Origin of the sequence: Deinococcus sp. Arct2-2, from assembly GCF_004801315.1 — a bacterium.
Taxonomy (GTDB): domain Bacteria; phylum Deinococcota; class Deinococci; order Deinococcales; family Deinococcaceae; genus Deinococcus.
In genome coordinates, this window is record NZ_SSNW01000004.1 from 44,811 (window position 1) to 65,254 (window position 20,444).

Annotated in this window: 16 protein-coding genes; 12 read left to right on the forward strand and 4 right to left on the reverse strand. The window is 62.5% G+C overall.

Going from position 1 to position 20,444, the window contains the following annotated elements; genetic code table 11:
* The first annotated feature begins 125 nt into the window (after positions 1-125).
* The gene (locus E7T06_RS03070) at positions 126-707 is read left to right on the forward strand and encodes a YcjF family protein (protein WP_136364387.1); all 582 of its coding nucleotides are present in this window, start codon (positions 126-128) and stop codon (positions 705-707) included.
* A gap of 145 nt (positions 708-852) precedes the next feature.
* The gene (locus tag E7T06_RS03075) at positions 853-1,671 is read left to right on the forward strand and encodes a metallophosphoesterase (RefSeq protein ID WP_136364388.1); all 819 of its coding nucleotides are present in this window, start codon (positions 853-855) and stop codon (positions 1,669-1,671) included.
* Positions 1,672-1,682: 11 nt separating this feature from the next.
* On the opposite strand, the gene E7T06_RS03080 is transcribed toward E7T06_RS03075, so the two are convergent.
* Complete coding sequence (locus E7T06_RS03080) at positions 1,683-2,231, reverse strand: Rieske (2Fe-2S) protein (RefSeq protein ID WP_136364389.1); 549 nt, start codon at positions 2,229-2,231, stop codon at positions 1,683-1,685.
* Between the two features lie 501 nt (positions 2,232-2,732).
* On the opposite strand from E7T06_RS03080, the gene E7T06_RS03085 reads away from it, so the two are divergent.
* The 3 genes from E7T06_RS03085 (at position 2,733) to E7T06_RS03095 (ending at position 5,733) form a co-directional block, all read left to right on the forward strand.
* The gene (locus E7T06_RS03085; protein WP_136364390.1) at positions 2,733-4,256 is read left to right on the forward strand and encodes a glycine--tRNA ligase; all 1,524 of its coding nucleotides are present in this window, start codon (positions 2,733-2,735) and stop codon (positions 4,254-4,256) included.
* A 95-nt stretch (positions 4,257-4,351) separates the two neighbouring features.
* Positions 4,352-4,693, forward strand: a complete 342-nt coding sequence (locus E7T06_RS03090; protein ID WP_136364391.1) for a hypothetical protein — start codon at positions 4,352-4,354, stop codon at positions 4,691-4,693.
* Positions 4,694-4,809: 116 nt separating this feature from the next.
* Entirely contained in the window at positions 4,810-5,733 is a 924-nt protein-coding gene (locus E7T06_RS03095; RefSeq protein WP_136364392.1) for an L-lactate dehydrogenase, read from the forward strand.
* A gap of 216 nt (positions 5,734-5,949) precedes the next feature.
* On the opposite strand, the gene E7T06_RS03100 is transcribed toward E7T06_RS03095, so the two are convergent.
* Both E7T06_RS03100 and E7T06_RS03105 read right to left on the reverse strand, forming a co-directional pair.
* Positions 5,950-7,440: an alpha/beta fold hydrolase gene (locus E7T06_RS03100; protein WP_136364393.1), complete on the reverse strand. Its 1,491-nt coding sequence runs from the start codon at positions 7,438-7,440 to the stop codon at positions 5,950-5,952.
* Between the two features lie 189 nt (positions 7,441-7,629).
* Positions 7,630-8,463: a hypothetical protein gene (locus E7T06_RS03105; RefSeq protein WP_136364394.1), complete on the reverse strand. Its 834-nt coding sequence runs from the start codon at positions 8,461-8,463 to the stop codon at positions 7,630-7,632.
* Positions 8,464-9,021: 558 nt separating this feature from the next.
* Here E7T06_RS03105 and E7T06_RS03110 point away from each other — a divergent pair.
* The 5 genes from E7T06_RS03110 to E7T06_RS03130 all read left to right on the forward strand — a co-directional run bounded on the left by E7T06_RS03110 (position 9,022) and on the right by E7T06_RS03130 (position 16,108).
* Complete coding sequence (locus E7T06_RS03110) at positions 9,022-12,468, forward strand: DEAD/DEAH box helicase (protein ID WP_136364395.1); 3,447 nt, start codon at positions 9,022-9,024, stop codon at positions 12,466-12,468.
* A gap of 348 nt (positions 12,469-12,816) precedes the next feature.
* Positions 12,817-13,611 carry a nitroreductase family protein gene (locus tag E7T06_RS03115; RefSeq protein WP_136364396.1) on the forward strand — a complete coding sequence of 265 codons (795 nt, stop codon included), beginning with the start codon at positions 12,817-12,819 and terminating at the stop codon, positions 13,609-13,611.
* 390 nt (positions 13,612-14,001) lie between these two features.
* Positions 14,002-14,433, forward strand: coding sequence for a PaaI family thioesterase (locus E7T06_RS03120; RefSeq protein ID WP_168733343.1), 432 nt, complete (start codon positions 14,002-14,004; stop codon positions 14,431-14,433).
* A 108-nt stretch (positions 14,434-14,541) separates the two neighbouring features.
* Positions 14,542-15,189, forward strand: a complete 648-nt coding sequence (gene aat / locus E7T06_RS03125; protein WP_136364397.1) for a leucyl/phenylalanyl-tRNA--protein transferase — start codon at positions 14,542-14,544, stop codon at positions 15,187-15,189.
* Between the two features lie 22 nt (positions 15,190-15,211).
* Positions 15,212-16,108 carry an aminoglycoside phosphotransferase family protein gene (locus E7T06_RS03130; protein WP_136364398.1) on the forward strand — a complete coding sequence of 299 codons (897 nt, stop codon included), beginning with the start codon at positions 15,212-15,214 and terminating at the stop codon, positions 16,106-16,108.
* Between the two features lie 156 nt (positions 16,109-16,264).
* On the opposite strand, the gene E7T06_RS03135 is transcribed toward E7T06_RS03130, so the two are convergent.
* Positions 16,265-17,515 (reverse strand): Nramp family divalent metal transporter, encoded by a 1,251-nt coding sequence (locus E7T06_RS03135; RefSeq protein ID WP_136364467.1) that lies wholly within the window; start codon positions 17,513-17,515, stop codon positions 16,265-16,267.
* A 214-nt stretch (positions 17,516-17,729) separates the two neighbouring features.
* Between E7T06_RS03135 and serA the strand changes: the two genes are divergently transcribed.
* Both serA and E7T06_RS03145 read left to right on the forward strand, forming a co-directional pair.
* Complete coding sequence (serA, locus tag E7T06_RS03140) at positions 17,730-19,355, forward strand: phosphoglycerate dehydrogenase (protein ID WP_136364399.1); 1,626 nt, start codon at positions 17,730-17,732, stop codon at positions 19,353-19,355.
* Positions 19,356-19,497: 142 nt separating this feature from the next.
* Positions 19,498-20,385, forward strand: a complete 888-nt coding sequence (locus E7T06_RS03145) for an aminoglycoside phosphotransferase family protein (RefSeq protein ID WP_136364400.1) — start codon at positions 19,498-19,500, stop codon at positions 20,383-20,385.
* Positions 20,386-20,444 lie beyond the last annotated feature (59 nt).

Here is a 20,444-nt window from a genome sequence, read left to right on the forward strand (position 1 = left end):
CCCCTTTAGGCGTGCCCGCTTTTTTGGCTTGTGGCAGGGGAGAAGCTGGCCGACCCCCGACTATGTGAACCCAGTATCATCTTTCACTTCACCGCACGTCTGGTCAGTGGGCGTACACTTTGCCTATGCTTCCTCCGCTCGTCAGGCAGGTACTCGATAACTTCAACTTCGACGTGGATTCGGGGCGCACCCCGGAAGAAAACACCGACGAAGTGATCAAGAGTGCTTCCTTGTTGGCTGGCGCGATTGCCGTAGAGCCGATTCCCTTTGCCGACATGCTCCTGATCACGCCCTTGCAGGCCAAAATGGTGCTGCACATCGGCAAAATCTACGGCTTCGACGTGACCGCCGAACGCGCCCGCGAAATCGCGCAGGAATTAGGCGTGACGCTGGCTTACGGCATGGCGGCCCGTCAGGTGATGCGTGGGCTGGCAAAACTGGCCTTGCCGGTCATCGGCGGCATCATTACCGCCCCTGCCGTGTACGGCTGGACGTTTGCGTTGGGGCGTGTGGCCCAAAACTACTTCGAGCGCAAGCGTCAGGGCCTGCCTTTTGCCCGACCCGATCAGGTGAAAGTGGTACAGGAAGCCAAACAGCAAACCCGCCGCGCCCTGCCGAGCGCACAGGATTTCACCGATCTGGCTTCCGAGCTGCGCCGCCGCGCCGAAGAAAAAAGCAAAGGCAACGGCCCCAGCAGCATGAACTAAGGTTGGGCGTCGGAACAACCCCCCAGTCTGCTGTGCAGCCAGCCCCCTCAAGGGGAGCGCAACAGTTTTTGTCCTCCCCTCTAAGGGGGGGCGTTGAGAAGCAACGGGGGGGTTCACCTTCCACCGTAACAGCCCATAATTCCCTATGCCAAACCGCTGGAACGAAACCGACTGGGACGGCTCTTGGCTGGTCATTCCCGACCTACACGGCTACGCGGCTCGGTTGAATGTGGCCCTCAAGTCGGCGCAGCACTTTCGGGCGTCCAAATTGGTCTTTTTGGGCGACCTGATTGATGATTCCCCGCGCCGCCGAGTGGCCCGCCGTGCGCCGCCCAGTCCCGGTGCTGCTGACGATTCGCGTCTCGTGCTGGAAACAGTGCGTGGGTTGGTAGAATCGGGCCGCGCCGAAGTGGTGCTGGGAAACCATGAGGTGATGGCCGCCGCGAGTGTGCTGGACGATCACCGCCCGCTGATGAACCTGTGGTGGAAGGTGGGGGGCCGGGAAGCCGCCGCGTCGTATGGCTGGGATGGCCGGGGCAATCCGCCTGCGCTGAGGGCCCACTTGATCTGGCTGCGAGAGCACGCCCGGTTGTGGCTGGAGATCGGCCCGCCGGGGGCCAGAATTTTGGTTTCGCACGCGACGCGGCCCACGCCCCAGCGGTACGCCAGCCGCCTAAACCGGGCAACCGACCTGATGCCCAGCGACGGGGATGACGATGTGGTGTGGTTTCCGCTTGGATTGGAGAGTGACAACGGCGCACGCCTGCGCTCCTTGCCGCCGCTGCCGCCCGAGTTCATTGCCAGTTTGCACGGCCACATGGAAACGCCGGATCTCTGGACACTGTTGGACAGCGAAGACAACCCGGCGTATCAGTTGGATGTCAGTCCAGCACAGCAAAAATTGGCGCTGATTCTGGTCAACGCAGAGGGCCAGATCACGCCGCATCTGACCCCTATGAAGTGAGTTTTCGGTGTTTAGCCCACAAACACCTGATCGCCCTCGATTCGGATTGCCAAGCGGTCTAGCGGGCGGGCGGCAGGGCCTTTGACTACGTCTCCGGTGAGGGTAAACGCCGAGCCGTGACAGGGGCAACTGTAGCCCCCGCCGCTGGCTGCCGCCTGCACGCCACAGCCCAAATGGGTGCAGCGGTCACTGAGGGCCAGCAAGTGAATATCGCCGCTGGTGGCCGCGCCTGCCTGTGCCGCTGCGATTCGGGCAATGACCACGCCTTTGCCCGATTGCTGCAAAAACACGGTGCTGCCCACTGCTGGAAAAGCGGCGAGGGTGGCGGCCCCCATCGGTGCAGAAGAGGATGCAGGCGAGGCCGTAGACGCCGGAGCAGCAGCAGGCGCGGGGGTTGCCGCCGCAGGAGCCGGGGCCGCAGCAGGCGTATCGGCCTTCATCATGGGCTGCATCATCGGGGCGCATCCGGTCAACAGCACCGCGCCGCCCAACAACTTGACGGTAGTGCGGCGAGCGGTGGCGTGTGGGGTAGCGGTGACTTGTTCGGGGTTCGGGGTCATAGGGGATTCCTCCGGGGGCAACTGGGGAGAGGCGCAGAAGGGGGCGGCCAATCGATTCAGCACGGCAAAAAACGACAACTACAGGCTCCACCCCGCCCACTGCGGCGGCCAGAACTCCTCTACATTGAAAGACCTGCCCTTACCGTACCCCCTCCGCATGAGGGACACAAGAGGCAATCGAACGGCTTGCCGCTTGACCGGGGCGCGGGCGGTGGGGCACACTAGCGGCAGCGTCGATCCGCAGAAGTAGCGGCACACGACCCCAAGAGCGAGCCTGTGGCGGTGAGAGTCAGGCGGGAAGTCGGGCCGTGAAGGGCAGCGGGGAGCGCGGGCTGTGTGATGTGGCCCGACAACATGTTTCAGAGTGCCCCGGCAGCGTTTCGGGGAACTGGGGTGGAACCGCGCAGGACTACATAAGTCCACACTGCGCCCCCAGGCGAGCCAATCGCCGGGGCGTGTTCTTTTTGTTGTTGCCCCGGCGGGCGGCCAAAAGGAGCAACCATGCCCGCAATGTCTATGGAAGAACTGGTCAGTTTGTGCAAACGCCGGGGCTTTATTTTTCAAGGCTCTGAGATTTACGGCGGCCTGCAAGGCTTCTACGATTACGGCCCGCTGGGTGTAGAACTCAAAAACAACATCAAGGCCGCTTGGTGGCGCACCAACGTCTACGAGCGTGACGATATGGAAGGCCTCGACGCCAGCATCATCATGCATCGCCAAGTCCTGCGCCACAGCGGGCACGAAGCCACCTTCTCCGACCCGATGATCGACAACAAGAAGAACAACAAGCGCTACCGCCTCGATCATCTGGTGAAGGATCAGAAGGCCGATGTGATCGCCAAAGTCGCGGAACTGATCGGTGAAGATGTGGCGAATTTTCCGGCAGTGGTGGCCGCCCTGAACAAGAAGCCCGCCGAAGCCAGCGCTGCCCTAAAAACGGCTGGCGTGCGCGATCCCTTTTCCGGCGAGGTGGGGGACTGGACGGAACCCAAGCCCTTCAACATGATGTTCAAGACCACGATTGGCCCGGTGGCCGACGAGGAAAGCTACGGCTACTTGCGGCCCGAAACGGCGCAGGGCATTTTCGTCAACTTTAAGAACGTCGTGGACAGCACTTCTCGCCGCCTGCCGTTCGGCATCGCCCAAATCGGTAAGGCCTTTCGCAACGAAATCACGCCCCGCAACTTTATTTTCCGGGTGCGCGAACTGGAGCAGATGGAAATTGAGTTCTTCTGCACCCCCGGCACCGACGAAACGTGGCACCAGCACTGGCTGGAACAACGCCTGAGCTGGTGGGAAGCGCAGGGCATCCCGCGCAGCAAAATCGACATTCTGGACGTGCCGAAAGAGGATTTGGCCCACTACTCCAAGCGCACCTACGACCTGATGTACGATTACCCCACGCTGGGCTACGAGGAAATCGAGGGCATTGCCAACCGGGGTGACTACGATTTGGGCAGCCACACCAAAGCGCAGGGTGAGCTGAATCTGACCGCCCGCGTGGAAGAGAACAATGACAGCATTGCCAAGCTGACCATTCCGCACCCGGAAACCAATAAGCCCGTCGTGCCGTTTGTCATCGAGCCTTCTGCGGGTGTAGATCGGGCGCTATTGGCGGTACTGAGCGAGGCCTTTACCAAAGAAACACTTGAAAACGGCAACGAACGCATCGTGCTGAAGTTGAAGCCGCACCTTGCGCCCATTAAAGTGGCCGTGATTCCGTTGGCCCGCAACAAATCTGAACTGGTGGAACTGGCCCGCTCTATTAAATCTGACTTGCAAAAGCTGGGGCTAGGGCGAATCTTGCTGGAAGACAGCGGCAATATCGGCAAGGCCTACCGCCGTCACGATGAGATCGGCACGCCGTACTGCGTGACCGTGGACTTCGACACCATCGGCCAGAGTGCGGAAGGCGCAGACCAGAGTTTGAAAGACACTGTGACCATTCGTGACCGCGACACGTTGGCGCAGGAAAGAATCAAAATTAGTGAACTGTCGGGATGGATTGCAGCGCATTTGAAGTAAGGAAATATGTGGCCGTTCAGTGGAATATATGTGCTGAGCGGCTATAAAAAATACTCGCATTTATAGTCGGAGAGGGCCGCATAATCCCTTCAAATATGACTGACATTCCATCACCGCAACTCATCACCATCACATTCGTTGTCACTGACCCTGATCCTGAAGACGAAGATTCTGGCATGTCTCCTCTTGTCAGCAAACTGCTTAAAGAAATTGACGATCTTTTGGAATCCAATGGGCCGAATGTCGAGTCTATTTCAGCCGGATTTGGCAAACTACCTACACAAACATCTGATAGATGCGCCAAATGTGGTGTCTGGACTTCAGATAGAAACGAGAAGCTCTACCCAGAATACACATTGCTCAATGTAGGAACGACGTACAATGGGAAGTTGCTGTGCGATCTTTGTTTGCCGGAAGATCACCTTCTGCATTTTTAAGACCGTTTAATTCTGAAGCGATTGTCCCTGCACAGTGCGGGGGCTTTTTTCTTCCCACTCCCACCCGTTCCTTCATCCTGACATTCCGCCCTCACCTGTTCCCCTACGCTAGCCGCATGACAAAAGTGGGCATGGTTGGGGCGGGTATGGTGGGCAGCGCGGCGGGATTTGCGCTGGTGCTGCGGGGTAGTTGCACCGAACTGGTATTGGTAGACAAGGACGCGGCGCGGGCACAGGCCGAAGCGCAGGACATCTCGCATGCCACGCCCGTCTCTCATCCGGTGCGGGTCAGCAGTGGCGGTTTTGAGGCATTGGCCGGGGCCAGCGTCGTCATACTCACAGCGGGCGCGAACCAGAAGCCCGGCGAAGACCGCCTGAGTCTGCTGAAGCGCAACGCCGATATTTTCCGCGAGATGGTGCCACAAATTGCACAGGCCGCGCCCCATGCGGTGTTGCTGGTAGCCACCAATCCGGTTGACCTCATGACGGCCCTGACCGCCACACTCGCGCCGAATCAGCCTGTCATTGGGTCAGGCACGGTGCTGGACAGCGCCCGCTTTCGTGCCCTGATCGCCGCAAAAGTGGGCGTGGCCCCGCAGCATGTTCACGCCTCGGTGCTGGGCGAACACGGCGACTCCGAGGTGTTGGGCTGGAGCAGTGCCAGCGTGGGCGGCGTGCCTCTGGCGCAGGTGCTTGACCTGACCGACGCCGTAAAACAGGAGATAGAAGACGGCACTCGCGGGGCGGCGGCCCAAATTATTGCCGGGAAGCACGCCACCAACTACGGCGTAGGCGCGGCGTTGGCCCTGATCGCCGAAGCGGTGCTGAGAGATCGCCGCGCCGTCCTCACCGTCAGCGGGCCGTCGCCGTATGGCCCGTGCCTCAGCCTGCCGCGTGTGGTGGGCGCGGGCGGCATCGGGGCCACCCTCACGCCCGATCTGTCGGAAGGGGAGAAGGCTGCACTGGAACGCAGCGCAGCGGTGTTGATGGAAGCGGCGAAGGGGTTGCCGGAACTGTCGGCTCAGAGCGACATCCAATAACTGCTAAGTTCGATAAGCGTTGAGGGTTGACGATTACGTGTAACCCGCCCCAGTCTGCTCTCCTACGGAGCTGTACCAGTTCGCAGCCAGCCCCCCTCAAGGGGAGCGAAAGAGCTTGTGTCCCCACCTCTAAGGGGGGGTGTTGCGCCAGCAACGGGGGGGTTCACCTTCCGACTCAAAACTGTTGCCAAGCGAAATTAAATACAGAGTTGCGTATCAGGGGTTTGGAGTCTGCGCCGTCTGCGTGATTGCTGGCCCCGTAATTCCGCGCAGCCATTCCAGCGTCCAGCGGGCCACCTGATCGCTTTTGGCAACGGTAATATCCAGATGACTGGCCCCCGGCAGCGTGTGGGTGGTCACGGTGGCGCGGGTAAAGGCGGCAAAGCGGCGGTAGTCGTTTTCGGTGGTAATACCGTATTGGGCAGAGATGCCCAGAATCGGGGTAGACACGGCGCGGGTGTGCCAAACGCGCAAAGTGGTTGCAAACGGCGTGCCCACCGTGTCCAGTTGCGCCGCGCCCACATCCACGCTCAGGCGCATGGGAAAGTACCATTCGGCGTAATCGCTGACCGGATTCCAGAACCGCCCCACAAAATCTAGCGGGTCGGTGGCGGCGTCGGCGTCTGTCTTCCACCCTACGGGCTGGCTTTGGTTGGCTGGCCCCAGCACGAATTGGCTGTTTTCTGTAGCCCCCAACAGGCGCGGCAACGGATTGGGAATGGCGCTCGCGTTGGTGGCCTGCCCGGTTCGCAGGGTCAGGAAGGGCAGTAGCGAATATTGCCGCTCCAGTTGAGACAGGCCCGCCGCGAGGTTGGTGGCCGGATAAGACACCAAGCCTCCTGCCGGAGCCAATGCATCGGGCGCGGTAGCCGCAAGGCGGGCCTGAGCAGCGGCGCGGCTGGCAAAGGTTGGATTAAAAACCACGCTGTTGACATAGGGAATCTGATCTAAGCGGTTCACGCCGGGAACGTAGCCCAGCCGCCCCACACTGCCGTTCTGATACTGATCCCAAGAAATCGGGTCAGAAGTGGTGTTGCCCGGTGCGCCGTCCAGCATCAGCAGGCCGCGCACGCCCTTAAAGCCGATCTGGTCGTCGGGCGTAGGAGCCGCGCCAAACGGGGCATTGCCGAAATCGTATCCGGCATACAGGCTAGTCAATGTGCCGCCTAGCGAGTGCCCGCCGATAAACACATTTGGCGTCAACGTGCGGGCCTCGCGCACGGCTTCGCGCCAATCGCGCAGGGTAGTATCTAGTCCCCAATTCTTCATAAAGGTCAAACTAGGAGTGGGCCGCGCCGGAAGGCCCTGCTGCACGATGCGGACAAGTTCGGCGGGGTTGGCGTTGGCAATAGCCGCGCCCGCTTCCAGCAAGTTGGAGCGGCGGTCTACGGCCCACACCGCCACCCCCCCATCAAGCGCCACGATTTGCCGCGCCAGTCGGTCAAAACTGCCCGCACCGCCCAAGAATCCCGGCATCAGCAGCAGCACCGCATTCGGCTTGGCTGGCCCGTACCGCACGGTAATGCTGGCGTTCAGGTCGGCGGGCGTACCCGGCACCACCTCACCCGTTCGCACCACCCGAACAACAGGAATGCTGTCCAGTGCGGCTCCGGACGGGGTAGCAAGAGCTTGGGCCTGCGCTAAACCCACCCCGCCCAACAGCAGAGAAGCGGTCAGAAGGAGGGGGGCACGCCCAGAGAAAAACATCACACTTCATCCTGAGGCTCCGCAGCCCGCCAGACCGTACCCCTGCCAACAGCATGCCTAGATCAAGCCTGAAGCTGACCCTCATTCGGAAGCTGTACCGGAGTAGAGCAGCCACTCTGAGCGACTAAGTCCGTTGTCCTTTTTCGGTCTTGGCTCGGTTCATTTCCAGATAACCAGATAAACTTTGGCCTACTTCGGTTCCTTAAGGTCTTCGCTGAGGCTGTATTTGTCTTTCAGGTAGCGCCCGTGTGCTTCCAATTTGCGCTGGCCTTGTCCGGCCCGCTCGGTACTCACGGCCCGCATTCGGCGCTCGATGTGGCCCAGTTGCATCAGCAGTTCTAGGTCGGCGGCGGCGGTGGGTGGCGCGGCGCGGTAGGTGCTGAGCAGGTCGGGCAGGTCGCGGCGGGCGGCTTGTTGGGCGTCGTAGGTGTCGCGGCCCAGCGCCTGATCGTGGGCCGTGACGCGCAGGGCGTCGCGGGTGGCGATGGCGGTGGCGTGCAGCGCGGCGCGGGCCGGGGCAGGCAGCGTGCGCTCGTGCAGGCGCAGGGTTGCCAGCAGCGCGGCCTCGTCGTGGGCGGCGGCTCCGGCCATATCGAGTGTGGTGGGCGGCAGGGTGTCTTCTGGCGCATGAAGAATCTGGCGGGCGCGGCGGGCCGTCCAGTACGTGCCGAACGCCGCCACCGCCAACGTAAGGGCCAGCAAGATTCCGGCTACGTCGCTGCCCGACGCCGTGCCGATGCCGAGCAGCAGCAGCAAAGGCCCAATCAGCAAGGCTCCCAGCAAGCCTAGAATCAGTAGGGCCACCAGTCCCAACATTCGCCGAACTCGGCTTCCAGCGCGTCTGGCACGGCTGGCCGTATCGGCGGCAGACCCGGTGGGTGCAGGCAACCACGGATCACGCCCGCCCTTCATCAGACTGATGGAACTGTTGGGCAAACGCTGTGCAGGACGAATTAAGTACCGCACCACACGGGAGCCGGTGCGGGCAACAGTGAAAATCGTGGCAGCGTTGATGTCCGGCATATTCTCTAAAGTACGCGCCCAAGGTGTGAAAAGTTGCCGCTTGGGTTACGAAGCAGGGCTGGGAGAGGAAGGCTTGGGCCTTGAGCAACGTCCGATTAAGGTGCAGCAAAGCCGTTGTCCCCACCTTTAAGGGGGGCGTTGCGCCAGCAACGGGGGGTTCGCCTTCCAACTCAGAATGACGTTGGCGTGTAAGCCCCCCAGTCTGCTTCGCATCCAGCCCCCCTTAAGGGGAGCGCAAAATCTCTAGTCCTCCCCTCAAGGGGGGGCGTTGCGCCAGCAACGGGGGGGTTCACCTTCCAACTCAGAATAACGATGGCGTGTAAACCCCCCAGTCTGCTTCGCAGCCAGCCCCCCTCAAGGGGAGCGCAACTGCAGTTGTCCCCACCTCTAAGGGAGGGCGTTGCGGAGCAACGGGAGGGTTCACCCATAGCCCACACCCCAACTCCCCCAAAAGGAATCAAGTCAAGCAGTTTCAATCGCAGTCTGCGCTAGACTTCAGGATGTGTTTGTTCTTGCTGCCTGCCGTCTAGAGCGCCCCTTGCTGGTTGGGGGGACGCTGTGAAGCTCAGTCGTTTGCCGCCCGGCTTTGGGCTGGATACGGCGGCGCAGGCCTTGGCGCTGCGCCAAGAAGCCGTGTCGGACGTGGTGCGCGAGTGGACGGATGCAGGCTGGCGGGCCACCGCGACTGTGCGCGACGGCGGCACCGATTACCACGCGATGGCCGAACTGACGCCGCCGCCCGATCCGGTGCTGCGCTCTACGGGCTGCACCTGCGGGCGCTACCGCTGCCGTCATGTAGCGGCGCTGGTGCTGTCTGCCGACGCGCCCGATTCGCCCCGCCCCGCGCTGAAATCTGCTGTAGTTACAGGGAGTGGCCCGGATGCGGGTCAGGCAGGGGCAGCCAGCCCACCCGCTGTAGAAGCGCTGGATGCCCGCGCCCAACAGTGGCTCTCCAGTTTTGATGAAAAGAAGTCGGGTGGGCGCGGGCGGCAATACGAGTTGCGCTACGTGCTGCGGATTATGCCCGTGACTTCTCAGGGTGGCCCCGGCAGCATTCGGCGCGTGGCGGTGGGCGTGATGCGTGTGCCCGTGCGCGGCGACGTGGCCGAGGCGCGGTCTGCCGAGCATTACGGTTTGCCGCGTAACCTGTCGGCAGCTCCGGCCTTTGCCCGCCGCGACGCCGATTTGCTGCGCCTGCTGGAAGTGGCTGCTACCGCTGCCCACCTGCCGGGCCGCTGGGACGAAACCCTGCACGCGCTGGGCGACCACCCGGCCACCGACCTGCTGATTGAGCTGATGCTGGATTCGGGCCGCCTGTGCTGGGAAACCGCCGACGCCGCGCTGCACCGGGGCGAGTCGGTGCAGGGTATGCCGGGGTGGGCCACCGACGAACGCGGGATGCAGTTTCCGACCCTGACAGTCGAGGGCAGTACAGCGGGCGGCGTGGTGTTGCCCTTGCCCCGGCCTTGGCTGGTGCGCCCCACCGAGTCCCAACTGGTGCGCGTGACCACCCACACCGCGCCCGAACAGGTGGCCCGTTTCTTGGCTGGCCCCACCGTGTCGCCCGCGCAGGCCGCAGCCTTGGCCCACGCGATTACGGCGGCGGGTGCGCCCTTGCCCGTGCCCCAAACCGTGCAGGTGCGCGAGGAACGCTTGCCCTTCACGCCTCAACTGCACCTGATGGGCCGCACCGTGACCAGTCCCACCTACGAGCGCTGGACGATGGTCATGAAAACCGAAACCTTCCCGCTGGCCGAGTTGCGCCCCGCGTATGGCGGTTTGCCTATTCCGCAGGAGCCGGTGGTGTCGGCGGCCAACCGGGGCCGCGATGCGGGTGCGGGTGCAGGGCGCGACGTGTCTACGCTGCCCGTGCCCACCGTGTACCGCGACGGCATCCTGACCCGTGTGCCCCGTGACCCCGCTGCCGAGAAGCAGGCCACCCGCGCCCTGTCCCGCGCGGGCTTTGCCACCATGCAGGACGTGTATGGCGAAGACTATGCCGTGCCGAGGGAACTGCGCGAGTTGCTGACTTTAGGCGACGATGAATCTTGGCTGGAATTTATGCGCGGGGGCCGCACCGACCTCGAAGCGCGGGGCTTTACCATCCATATTCACCCCGATTTTCCGCTGGCGGTGGCCGAAATCAGCGATTGGTACGGCGAAACCGAGGAAGGCGGCGGCAACGGCTGGTTCACGCTGGATTTGGGCATCGTCGTAGACGGCGAGCGCGTGAGCCTGATTCCCGTCCTAGCCGACCTGATCGCCCGCCAACCTGACCTGTTTACCCCCGAAGCTCTGAATGAATTGAAGGACGAGGAAACCATTTACGCCGCGCTGGGCGATGGCCGCCGCGTGGCCCTGCCTGCCGGACGGGTGCGGGCCATCCTGAGCGTGCTGGTAGAACTGAACTTGCGCGATATTCCCGATGGCCCCCTGCGCCTTCCGCTGCTGGACGCCGCCCGATTGGCCCAACTGGAAGGTGCGGTGCAGGCCCGCTGGGTGGGCGCGGAACGCCTGCTGGAATTGGGGCGCAAGCTGCGAGACTTTGGCGGCATTCAGCCCGTCCAGCCGCCCGTGACCCTGAATGCCGAGTTGCGCCCGTACCAGTTGCAGGGCTTGGCGTGGCTGCAATTCCTGCGCGAGTACGAACTGGGCGGCATTTTGGCCGACGACATGGGGCTGGGCAAAACGGTGATGACCCTCGCCCACCTGCTGACCGAAAAGGCGGCGGGCCGTGCAGACCGCCCCAGCATGGTGGTGGCCCCCACCAGCGTGATCGGCAACTGGCAGGCCGAGGCCGCCCGCTTTGCCCCCAGCCTGCGCGTGCTGACCCTGCATGGCAAAGACCGCCGCAGCGAATTTGGCCGCATTCCCGACGCCGACCTGATCCTGACCACCTACCCGTTGCTGCCCCGCGACGTGGAACTCCTCAGTGGGCACGCCTTCCACATGCTGATTTTGGATGAGGCCCAGAACATCAAAAACAGCAAGACGGCTGCCGCCAAAGCCGCCGGAAGTCTGGACGCCCGCCACCGCCTGTGCCTCACCGGAACGCCGCTGGAAAACCATCTGGGCGAGTTGTGGTCACAGTTCAATTTCCTCGCGCCGGGGCTGCTGCACGATGAGCGCACCTTCCGCGAGTTGTACCGCACGCCCATAGAAAAGAAGGGCGACCCGCACCGCCGCGCCGCCCTTGCTGCCCGCGTGCGCCCGTTTATCCTGCGCCGCGAAAAGCGGGATGTGGCCCGCGAGTTGCCGCCCAAAACCGAGATTCCGGTGCGCGTGACACTGGACGGCGATCAGCGCGACCTCTACGAAACCGTGCGCGTGACGATGGAAAGCCGCGTGCGCGAAGAGTTGCAGGCGCGGGGGCTGGCGCGGTCTACCATCGCCATTCTGGACGCTCTCCTCAAACTCCGGCAGGCCGTCACCGATCCGCGCCTCGTGAAATTGGACGCCGCCCGCAAGGTGAAGGGCAACGCCAAGCTGGACTGGCTGGAATCCAACTTGCCGCAAATGATTGAAGAGGGCCGCCGCGTCCTGATTTTCAGCGGGTTTGCGACGTTGTTGGGTCACTTGGAAGACACCCTCAAGGCCCGCAACATTCCGTATTCCAAGATCACGGGGCAAACGCAGAAGCGTCAGGAGCAGATCGACGCCTTCCAGTCGGGAGAAACGCACGTCTTCCTGATTACGCTCAAAGCGGGTGGCGTGGGCCTGAACCTCACCGCCGCCGATACCGTTATTCATTACGATCCGTGGTGGAATCCCGCCGCCGAGGATCAGGCCACCGACCGGGCTTACCGGATTGGGCAAGACAAGCCCGTCTTCGTGTACAAGCTGATTGCAGCGGGCAGTGTTGAAGAAAAGATTCTGGATTTGCAGGCCCGGAAAGCGGCGCTGGCACGCGGGATTCTAGATGGCGGTTTAAGTGACGCCACGCAATTGACGACGCAGGACTTAGACCGTCTGTTTGCTCCGTTGGAGGATGGGGAAGAGGACTAGGGCGGGGGCGTCTGCGGGGGGAAGGGCGGTTTTTTGGGCTTGTCCCACGTTGGCTTCCCCCACACCCCAGCCCCCAAAGGGTGCAGGGGAGTTTGTCGCTCTGCTTCGCAGCTCTGCGAGTCCGCTGAGGAGGATTGATCTTGTCGTATTCAGACTCGGCTTGCTCGTTCATCTGAAGCGGAATTGCCAGTCGTCTTTAAGCTGGAATTGGCTCACCCGCTGCGCGGATGACGGCCTCACACGGAATTGGCGGCGGTGTTCTGGGCTAGCCACAAGAAAAACCACGCCCTTGGCATTGCCTATCAACCCAAACTGTTCACTCCACGATTCACCCTCTAGACTCCTGCCATGCTCCCCCGCACCCCCGATGAAGTTCGCGCCTTTTTTGACGCCCATCGCACTGTTCGGCAGTACCGCACGCAAGAAAACGGCTCGCCGCTGCCTTTGCCGCCCGAACACCTAGAGGTCATCCTGCACGCCGCGCAGCGTGCGCCCACCGACGCCACCGCGCAACTGTATTCGCTGATTCGGCTGACCAGCCCAGTGGCGCGGCAGGCGGTGGCCGCCCTGACCACCAACGCGCACATTGCCACTGCTTCCGAGGCGTTCGTAGTCTGCGCCGACGTCCACCGGGTCTCGCGGCTCTTGGAAGTGGGCGGCCACACCGGGGGAGACTTTCCCGCCATCGCCGTGCATTTTGGCATTGGCGACGCGGTGCTGGCGGGCCAAAACTTGCTGTTGGCCGCCGAACTCTTGGGTTATCAGGGCTGCTGGATCGGCGGCGTCATGAACGGGCTGGACGGCCTGATAGATGTGCTGGCGCTGCCTGCCGGAGTGCTGCCCTTTGCCGCCCTGACCATCGGCACGCCCGCCGAAGAAGCTCCGCACCGCCCACGCCTGCCCCGCGAACTCGTCATTCACACCGACGCTTACCGCCCCGCCGCTTCTGAAGAACTCTTGGCAGGTATCGAAATCATGAATCCCATTGCGGCCCGTGAGGGGAAACCCGGCGATTGGTTGAGGCTGTTGCGTTCGTACTTTGGCGCGGGCGGGGGTATGGAGGGGCGCGAGCCGGGGTTGCGGATGGCGTTGAAGCGGCAGCGGATGTGGGCGGGGGAGGAGTCGGCTGGGCCTAGGCACTGAGATTGATTTGATTGAGGATGTCAGGGCTTGTCCCACGTTGGACTCCCCCACCCCCCAGCCCCCGCCCCCAAAGGGGTCAGGGGAGTTGGTCGCTCCGCTCGGGAGGATTGATCTTGTCGCGTTTTAAGTCGGCTGAATCGTTCATCTGAAGCGGAATTGCCAGTTCATTCTGAGATGGAATTGGCCCGCCCACTGCGTGGACGACGGCCTCACACGCATTCGGACAGGAACGTTGTGAGGTGGCGGTGTCGTGGGTTTAGCTCCTCACCCTTGAGGGGGGAGGCTGGGAGGGGGTGAATGAGCAACGCGATTGCCCTCCCTCAGACCCTTAGACCAAGCTCCAACAGCCTCAGCCCCCTACCCCCGCCCAGTCACGCTACCCTTGGCCCCATGTCCACTCCCTCCACCCGCCCGCTCCCCACCATTCAGGAACTTGACGCGCAAGGCGAAGGCATGTTGCCCGGACTGATCGGCATCCGCTTCACACACGCCGAGGCGGGCCTGATGCGTTCCGAACTCACCTTGCGCCGCGAACTGTTGGCCCCCAACGGGTTTCTTCACGCCGCTACCGTCATTGCGCTGGCCGATACCACTTGCGGCTACGGCACGCGGCTGTTATTGCCCGAAACGGCCACAGGTTTTACCACCATCGAACTGAAAAGCAACCACCTTGGCACGGCCCGCGAAGGCACCCTGACTTGCGAGGCCCGCAGCGTCCATGCTGGGCGCACCACGCAAGTTTGGGACGCCGAAGTGCGCTCACCCAACGGCAAAGTGATGGCGCTGTTCCGGTGTACGCAGGCGGTGTTGTACAAGGCTTAAGCGTGAAAGGGGCGGTGATCGGGGCCAACATCAGGTAGATTCAGGATAACTTGATGTCCTTCTCCTGCTTTTTCTACGATCCACAACTCCCGCCCTGTCTTTTCCCCTATGCCCACCGCTGACCCCTTCCTGCGCCACTCCGACCCCATCACCCGCGAGGTGGCGCGGGAGTATGCGGGCGGCGCATTCCTGATGGACAACGGCGACGGCTTGCAGTGGTATACGGTGTCTACGCGGGCATTGGTACCGCTGACCGAAGAAGAAGGCCTGCACATCGCGCGGCGGCTGAGGCGCGAATTGGGGCGCTTTGAAGTCCGCATAGACACCGCCTTCGACGATGTGGTGCAGGGCTGCCGGGGCGTGTTGCCCGGTGCGCCCCCCCGCGACGGCGAGTGGATCAGCGAGGAATTGGCCGACCTGTACAGCCACTTGCACGCCACCGGGCTGGCCCATTCTTTCGAGGTCTGGCAGGGCGGCGAACTGGCGGGCGGCATCTTGGGCTTGGCCCTAGGCGGCGCATTCATTGCCGAAAGCAAGTTTCACCGTGTCACCAATGCCAGCAAAGTCGCGTTGGTGCAGTTGGCGGCGCATCTGCGCAAGCAGGGCTTTTCTCTGTTTGATGCTCAGATTCAGAACTCGCATCTGGCCCGCCTCGGCGTACACGAAGTCAGTGCCAAAGCGTACCGGGGCAAATTGGCTGTGGCATTGGCCCAAGACGTGAGCCTGACCGGAGAGGCTGTGGGCGTGCTGAAGTAAGGCGGGCGCTACACTGCCCCCGATGAGCGTTCCCAAGCTGCACGCCAATGAATTTGACATCAGCGGGGTACTGGTGGAACGCTTGCTGGTGGGGCAATTTCCGCAGTGGGCCGCCCTGCCGCTACGCCGCGTGTTGTCGCCCGGCACGGTGCATGCCCTCTACCGCCTAGGGAATGACATGGTGGTGCGCCTGCCCCGAATTGGCGTGGACGAAGCTGAAGTGGATAAAGAGCACGAGTGGCTGCCCCGCTTGGCCCCGCTGCTACCCGTGCCGATTCCAGCGCCGTTGGGCAGAGGCGAACCGACTGCCGACTACCCTAGCTCTTGGTCTATTTATTCGTGGCTAGACGGAGAGAATCCGCTGCCGGGGCAGTTGCCCGACGCGCGCGCTTTTGCCGCCCAGTTGGCGACGTTCATTGCCGCGCTGCAATCGCTGGACACGCACGGCGCACCGCCTTCTCAGCGTGGGCGCAGAACCCTTACCGATTTGGATGCTGCCGCCCGTGAAGGCTTGGCCCAGTCGCATGGCCTGATCAACGTGCAGGCCGCAGCGCAGGCATGGCAGCGGGCACTCCTAGCTCCGGTGTGGAACGGGCAGGCCGTGTGGGTTCACGCCGATCTGCTGCCCGGCAACCTGCTGATTCAGGATGGGCGGCTGAGTGCCGTCATAGACATGGGTTCGCTGGGTGCAGGCGATCCGGCCAGCGACTTCAATGTCGCGTGGAGCATTCTCCCGCCGGAAGCGCGGCAGGTGTTCCGGCACGCCCTGAATGTAGACGAAGGCACATGGCAGCGGGCGCGGGGGCTGGCCTTAGTCATTGCCCTCAGCGCCCTGCCGTATTACCTTCACACCAATCCTGCGTTTGCCGAGATTGCGCGGAATACTATTCAGGCCGTGCTGGAGGATGAGGAGGTGTGAGTGGTGAGGGCGTTTGTGGGGAAAGGGTCTAAGGGTCAAGGGTCTTGGGCTGTTAGCTCCTCACCCTTGAGGGGGGAGGTTGGGAGGGGGTGAGTGAGCGAAGCGATTGCCCCTCCTTAGACCATAGACCTTTAGACCCTTAGACGCCCTTCCCCCTCACCCCGTAAATGCCCCCCACAGCAAATACCCGTTCAGGCCGATGATGATGGCCGCAAAGCACCAGCCCAGCGCCGTAATGACCGGGCGACTGACCAACACGCCCATCACGCCCCGGTTGGCGGCAAACATCAGCAAGGGCACCAGCGCGAAGGGCACGCCGAAACTCAAGATGACCTGAGACAGCACCAAGACGCTGGTGGTGTCCAGCCCGGCCAGAATGACCGCGAAGGCCGGAATCATGGTAATCGTGCGCCGCAGCCACAGCGGAATGCTGAAGGTCACGAAGCCTTGCATGATGACCTGACCCGCCATCGTGCCCACCGCGCTGCTGCTGATGCCGCTGGCAAGCAGGGCAACGGCGAAGGCGATGGCGGCGGCTGGCCCCAGCAAAGGCGTCAGCGTGCGGTAGGCGGTCTCCAAGTTTCCGGCGTCCTCGATTCCCTTTCCAAAAAAGGTGGCGGCGGCCACGGCCAGCATGCTCATATTGATGAGGCCCGCGAAGCCCAGCCCCACCAAGACGTCTATCCGGTTCAGCTTGGACAGACGCAACTTTTCGGCGTCGTTGGCGGTAGGCACGCGGCCCTGAGTGAGCGCGGAATGCAGGTAAATAACGTGTGGCATGACCGTTGCGCCGATGATGCCCACCGCCAAGTACACGCTGGCCTGCCCCTGAAAACTGGGGATAAAGCCGCCCAGCGCGGCCAGTTCAGGGCGAGCGATCAGCAGTTGTACTAAATACGCCACACCAATAATCAGCACAAAGCCGCCAATGGCAATTTCCAGCGGGCGAAAGCCCTTGTTTTGCAGGGTCAGCAGCCAAAACGTAATGATGCCCGTAATAACCGCGCCCCAGATCATCGGCAGCCCGGTCAGCAGGTGAATAGCCAATGCCGCGCCCAGAAATTCGGCCAAATCAGTCGCCATCGCCACGATTTCGGCCTGCACCCAGTAGGCCCACACCAGCGGGCGGGGCCAGCGTTCGCGGATCAGTTCGGGCAGGTTTTTTCCGGTGGCGATGCCCAGTTTGGCGCTGAGGTTCTGAATCAGCATCGCCATCAGGTTGGCTACCAAAATGACCCACAGCAGGCCGTAGCCAAACTGCGCTCCGCCCTGAATATTGGTGGCAAAGTTACCCGGATCCATATAGGCGATAGAGGCGATGATGGCAGGCCCCATAAACGGCAGGATGCGGGCCACGCCGCGCCGATTGCCACGCTTGTTCAAAATCTCGGTGGCGCGGGCAGTCATGCGGCTGTCTAAAGTGGAGGGCGGCGGGGGAGTGGCAGTGGAGCCAGAAGCAGGCGGGGGCACAGACATGGGCCTAAGTTTAGGCGCGCCTAAAAAATATATCTATCCCCCATCACACCCATGAAGACTTCATGAGAGGGCCGAGTGCAGAGAAACCTACCCTTGCCCTAGCCATCTGCCTGCACGCCTTCGCCCGGACGCTTACCCTGACACTATGACTGCGCCCCTGCCCACTGCTCCTGCCGTACCTACCACGCCCCTGCGCGTGCTGATCTGCGACGAGATGAACCCCGGAAACCTCGTGCATGACGGCTTCGAGCTAGATTACGAGGGTAATATGCCGCGTGAAGAAATCCTGCGCCGCTTGCCCGAATACGACGCGCTGATTACCCGCAGCCGTACCAAAGTCGACCGCGAACTGATCGACGCCGCTGGCCCGCGCCTGAAAGTGATCGGACGCGGCGGCGTGGGTGTAGACAACATCGATCTGGATTACGCCAGCTTGCGCGGACTGCTGGTACTGAACGCGCCCGAAAGCAACAATGTGAGCGCCGCAGAACTGGCGATTATGCACTTGATGGCTGCCGCACGTGGCCTGACCCGCAGCGACAGCAAGACCCGGCAAGGCGTGTGGGATCGCAAATTTTTGGGGCTGGAACTCAAAGACCGCACGCTGGGTATCGTGGGCTTGGGGCGCATCGGTTCCATCGTGGCCGACCGCGCACAGGGCCTGCGCCTGAATGTGGTGGCCTTCGATCCCTACGTACCAGACAGCAAATTTGAGCGCTTGGGTGTGAAACGGGCCGCTACGCTGGATGAATTGCTGCCCCAAGTGGACTTCTTGACTGTGCATACCCCCCTGACCGACGAGACGACGGGCATGATCGGGGCACGCGAACTGGCCCTGATGCCCCCCGATTCCATCGTGGTGAATGCGGCACGCGGCGGCATTATCGAGGAGCAGGCGCTGGTAGACGCGCTGCATTCCGGCCACTTGTTCGGCGCGGGCGTAGACGTGTTCGTAGACGAGCCGCCCACCGCTGACCATATTTTCCTCTCTGCCCCCAACTTGGGAATTACCGCCCACCTTGGCGCAAATACCCGCGAAGCACAGGAGCGGGTGGGCGCGGAAATCGTGGCCCGCGTGCTGGCCGCGCTGCAAGGCGACGTGAGCAAGGGAGCCGTGAACGCCCCCGCGCTGGACGCCAAAACGCTGGAATTGCTGGGCGGGCATCTGGACTTGGGTGGCAAACTGGGCCGGATTCTGGCGCAACTGCTCCCTGGCGCACACGACATAGAGGTGACCTTTCAGGGCGAATTCCCCGCAGACCCGGCCCCGGTGGTGACGGCGGTGTTGGTGGGCTACCTGAGCGGCAGCACCGACGAATTGCCCAACATGATCAATGCCCGCGCCCTAGCCAAAGAACGCGGCTTGAACGTGGCGATCCGCGAGGTGGCCGATAGCCCCGACTACCAGACCGAAGTGATCGTGAAGGTTCTCAGCGGCGGTGGCGAGGAAAAAGAGCGCACCCGCACGGTGGGAGGCACCGTCTTTGGCCGCAGCCCCCGCCTGACGCGCCTGCGGGACTACCGCGTGGAACTGGAACCGCAGGGCTTTATCCTGATCGCCAGCAACCAAGACAAGCCCGGCGCAGTCGCCAAACTCAGCAACCTGCTGGGCACATGGGGTGTAAACATTGCAGGCATGGCGCTGGGCCGCGCACAGAAGGGCGGCGAGGCGCTGTTTACCCTGACCCTCGATGACGGCCTGACCCAAGAGCAATTGCAGGCCATCCGCGATCTGGACGTGATCGATTCGGCGTACATCGTGCGGGTGTAAGCAGGTTGGTTTGAGTTTGTCGCAGATATTTTCAGGATGGGACTGAACCGAAATGTTCGGGCGTCGGCTGGCTTTACCGCTAGGAGCCCACCGCCGCACGCCCTTAGACCCTCGACTCTTAGACCCTTAGACTGGCCCCACTTTGACCGTTCCCACTCCAGACATCACCCCTACTCTCGTTCGGCGGCTTATTGCGGGCCAGTTTCCGCAGTGGGCCAACCTGCCCGTCACGCCTGTGGCGTGGGGCGGCTGGGACAACCGAACCTTCCATTTGGGGTCAGAGCTGCTGGTGCGTTTGCCCAGTGCCGAGGGGTACGCGCCGCAGGTGTCTAAGGAGCACCGCTGGCTGCCCGTGTTGGCTTCGCTGTTGCCGCTGCCCATCCCCGAACCGATAGCATTGGGTGTGCCTGCCGAGGGCTACCCTTGGCCTTGGTCGGTGTACGGCTGGCTGGAAGAGGAGAGTGCGCTGCAACGGCCTCCCAGCGATTTGACCGCGTTTGCAATGGCCCTAGCTAAGTTTTTAGTCGCCCTGCAAAGCATAGACGCCTCTGCTGGCCCGCCGCCCGGTGTGCACAGCGCCTTTCGGGGCGGGCCACTGACCACCTACGACAGAGGAACCCGGCAGGCTATCGCCGATTTGGGCAGCGACATAGATGCACAGGCCGCGCTAGAAGTCTGGGAAATGGCTCTGTCTGCCAGTTGGCATAGCCCACCTGTTTGGTTTCACGGCGACGTGGCTGCCGGAAATCTGTTGGTGCAGGGTGGACGCCTCAGCGCCGTCATCGACTTCGGCTGTGCGGGCGTAGGCGATCCCGCCTGTGACCTCAGCATCGCGTGGACGCTGTTTGAAGGCCAGAGCCGCCAAGCCTTCCGCGCTGGGCTGCCGCTGGATGGGGCAACTTGGGCAAGGGGCCGAGGCTGGGCACTCTGGAAGGCGTTGATTACGCTAGCCGAATACAGATTCAGTGACGAGGTGAAGGCGGCGGAAGTGCGGCGGGTGTTGGATGAAGTGCTGATGGAGAAGAATTGATGCCGATGCGCTTTGGGTTCAGGGCCTAGAGGTTGGTAACCAAAAGCCGTTTGATAGGG

Excerpts from the sequence above, each read along its gene's own strand:
- serA (WP_136364399.1), top strand. The coding sequence starts at position 17,730 with ATGACTGCGCCCCTGCCCACTGCTCCTGCCGTACCTACCACGCCCCTG.
- E7T06_RS03135 (WP_136364467.1), bottom strand. The coding sequence starts at position 17,515 with ATGACTGCCCGCGCCACCGAGATTTTGAACAAGCGTGGCAATCGGCGC.
- E7T06_RS03085 (WP_136364390.1), top strand. The coding sequence starts at position 2,733 with ATGCCCGCAATGTCTATGGAAGAACTGGTCAGTTTGTGCAAACGCCGG.
- E7T06_RS03095 (WP_136364392.1), top strand. The coding sequence starts at position 4,810 with ATGACAAAAGTGGGCATGGTTGGGGCGGGTATGGTGGGCAGCGCGGCG.
- E7T06_RS03120 (WP_168733343.1), top strand. The coding sequence starts at position 14,002 with ATGTCCACTCCCTCCACCCGCCCGCTCCCCACCATTCAGGAACTTGAC.
- E7T06_RS03090 (WP_136364391.1), top strand. The coding sequence starts at position 4,352 with ATGACTGACATTCCATCACCGCAACTCATCACCATCACATTCGTTGTC.
- aat (WP_136364397.1), top strand. The coding sequence starts at position 14,542 with ATGCCCACCGCTGACCCCTTCCTGCGCCACTCCGACCCCATCACCCGC.
- E7T06_RS03075 (WP_136364388.1), top strand. The coding sequence starts at position 853 with ATGCCAAACCGCTGGAACGAAACCGACTGGGACGGCTCTTGGCTGGTC.
- E7T06_RS03115 (WP_136364396.1), top strand. The coding sequence starts at position 12,817 with ATGCTCCCCCGCACCCCCGATGAAGTTCGCGCCTTTTTTGACGCCCAT.
- E7T06_RS03080 (WP_136364389.1), bottom strand. The coding sequence starts at position 2,231 with ATGACCCCGAACCCCGAACAAGTCACCGCTACCCCACACGCCACCGCT.
- E7T06_RS03070 (WP_136364387.1), top strand. The coding sequence starts at position 126 with ATGCTTCCTCCGCTCGTCAGGCAGGTACTCGATAACTTCAACTTCGAC.
- E7T06_RS03100 (WP_136364393.1), bottom strand. The coding sequence starts at position 7,440 with ATGTTTTTCTCTGGGCGTGCCCCCCTCCTTCTGACCGCTTCTCTGCTG.
- E7T06_RS03105 (WP_136364394.1), bottom strand. The coding sequence starts at position 8,463 with ATGCCGGACATCAACGCTGCCACGATTTTCACTGTTGCCCGCACCGGC.
- E7T06_RS03130 (WP_136364398.1), top strand. The coding sequence starts at position 15,212 with ATGAGCGTTCCCAAGCTGCACGCCAATGAATTTGACATCAGCGGGGTA.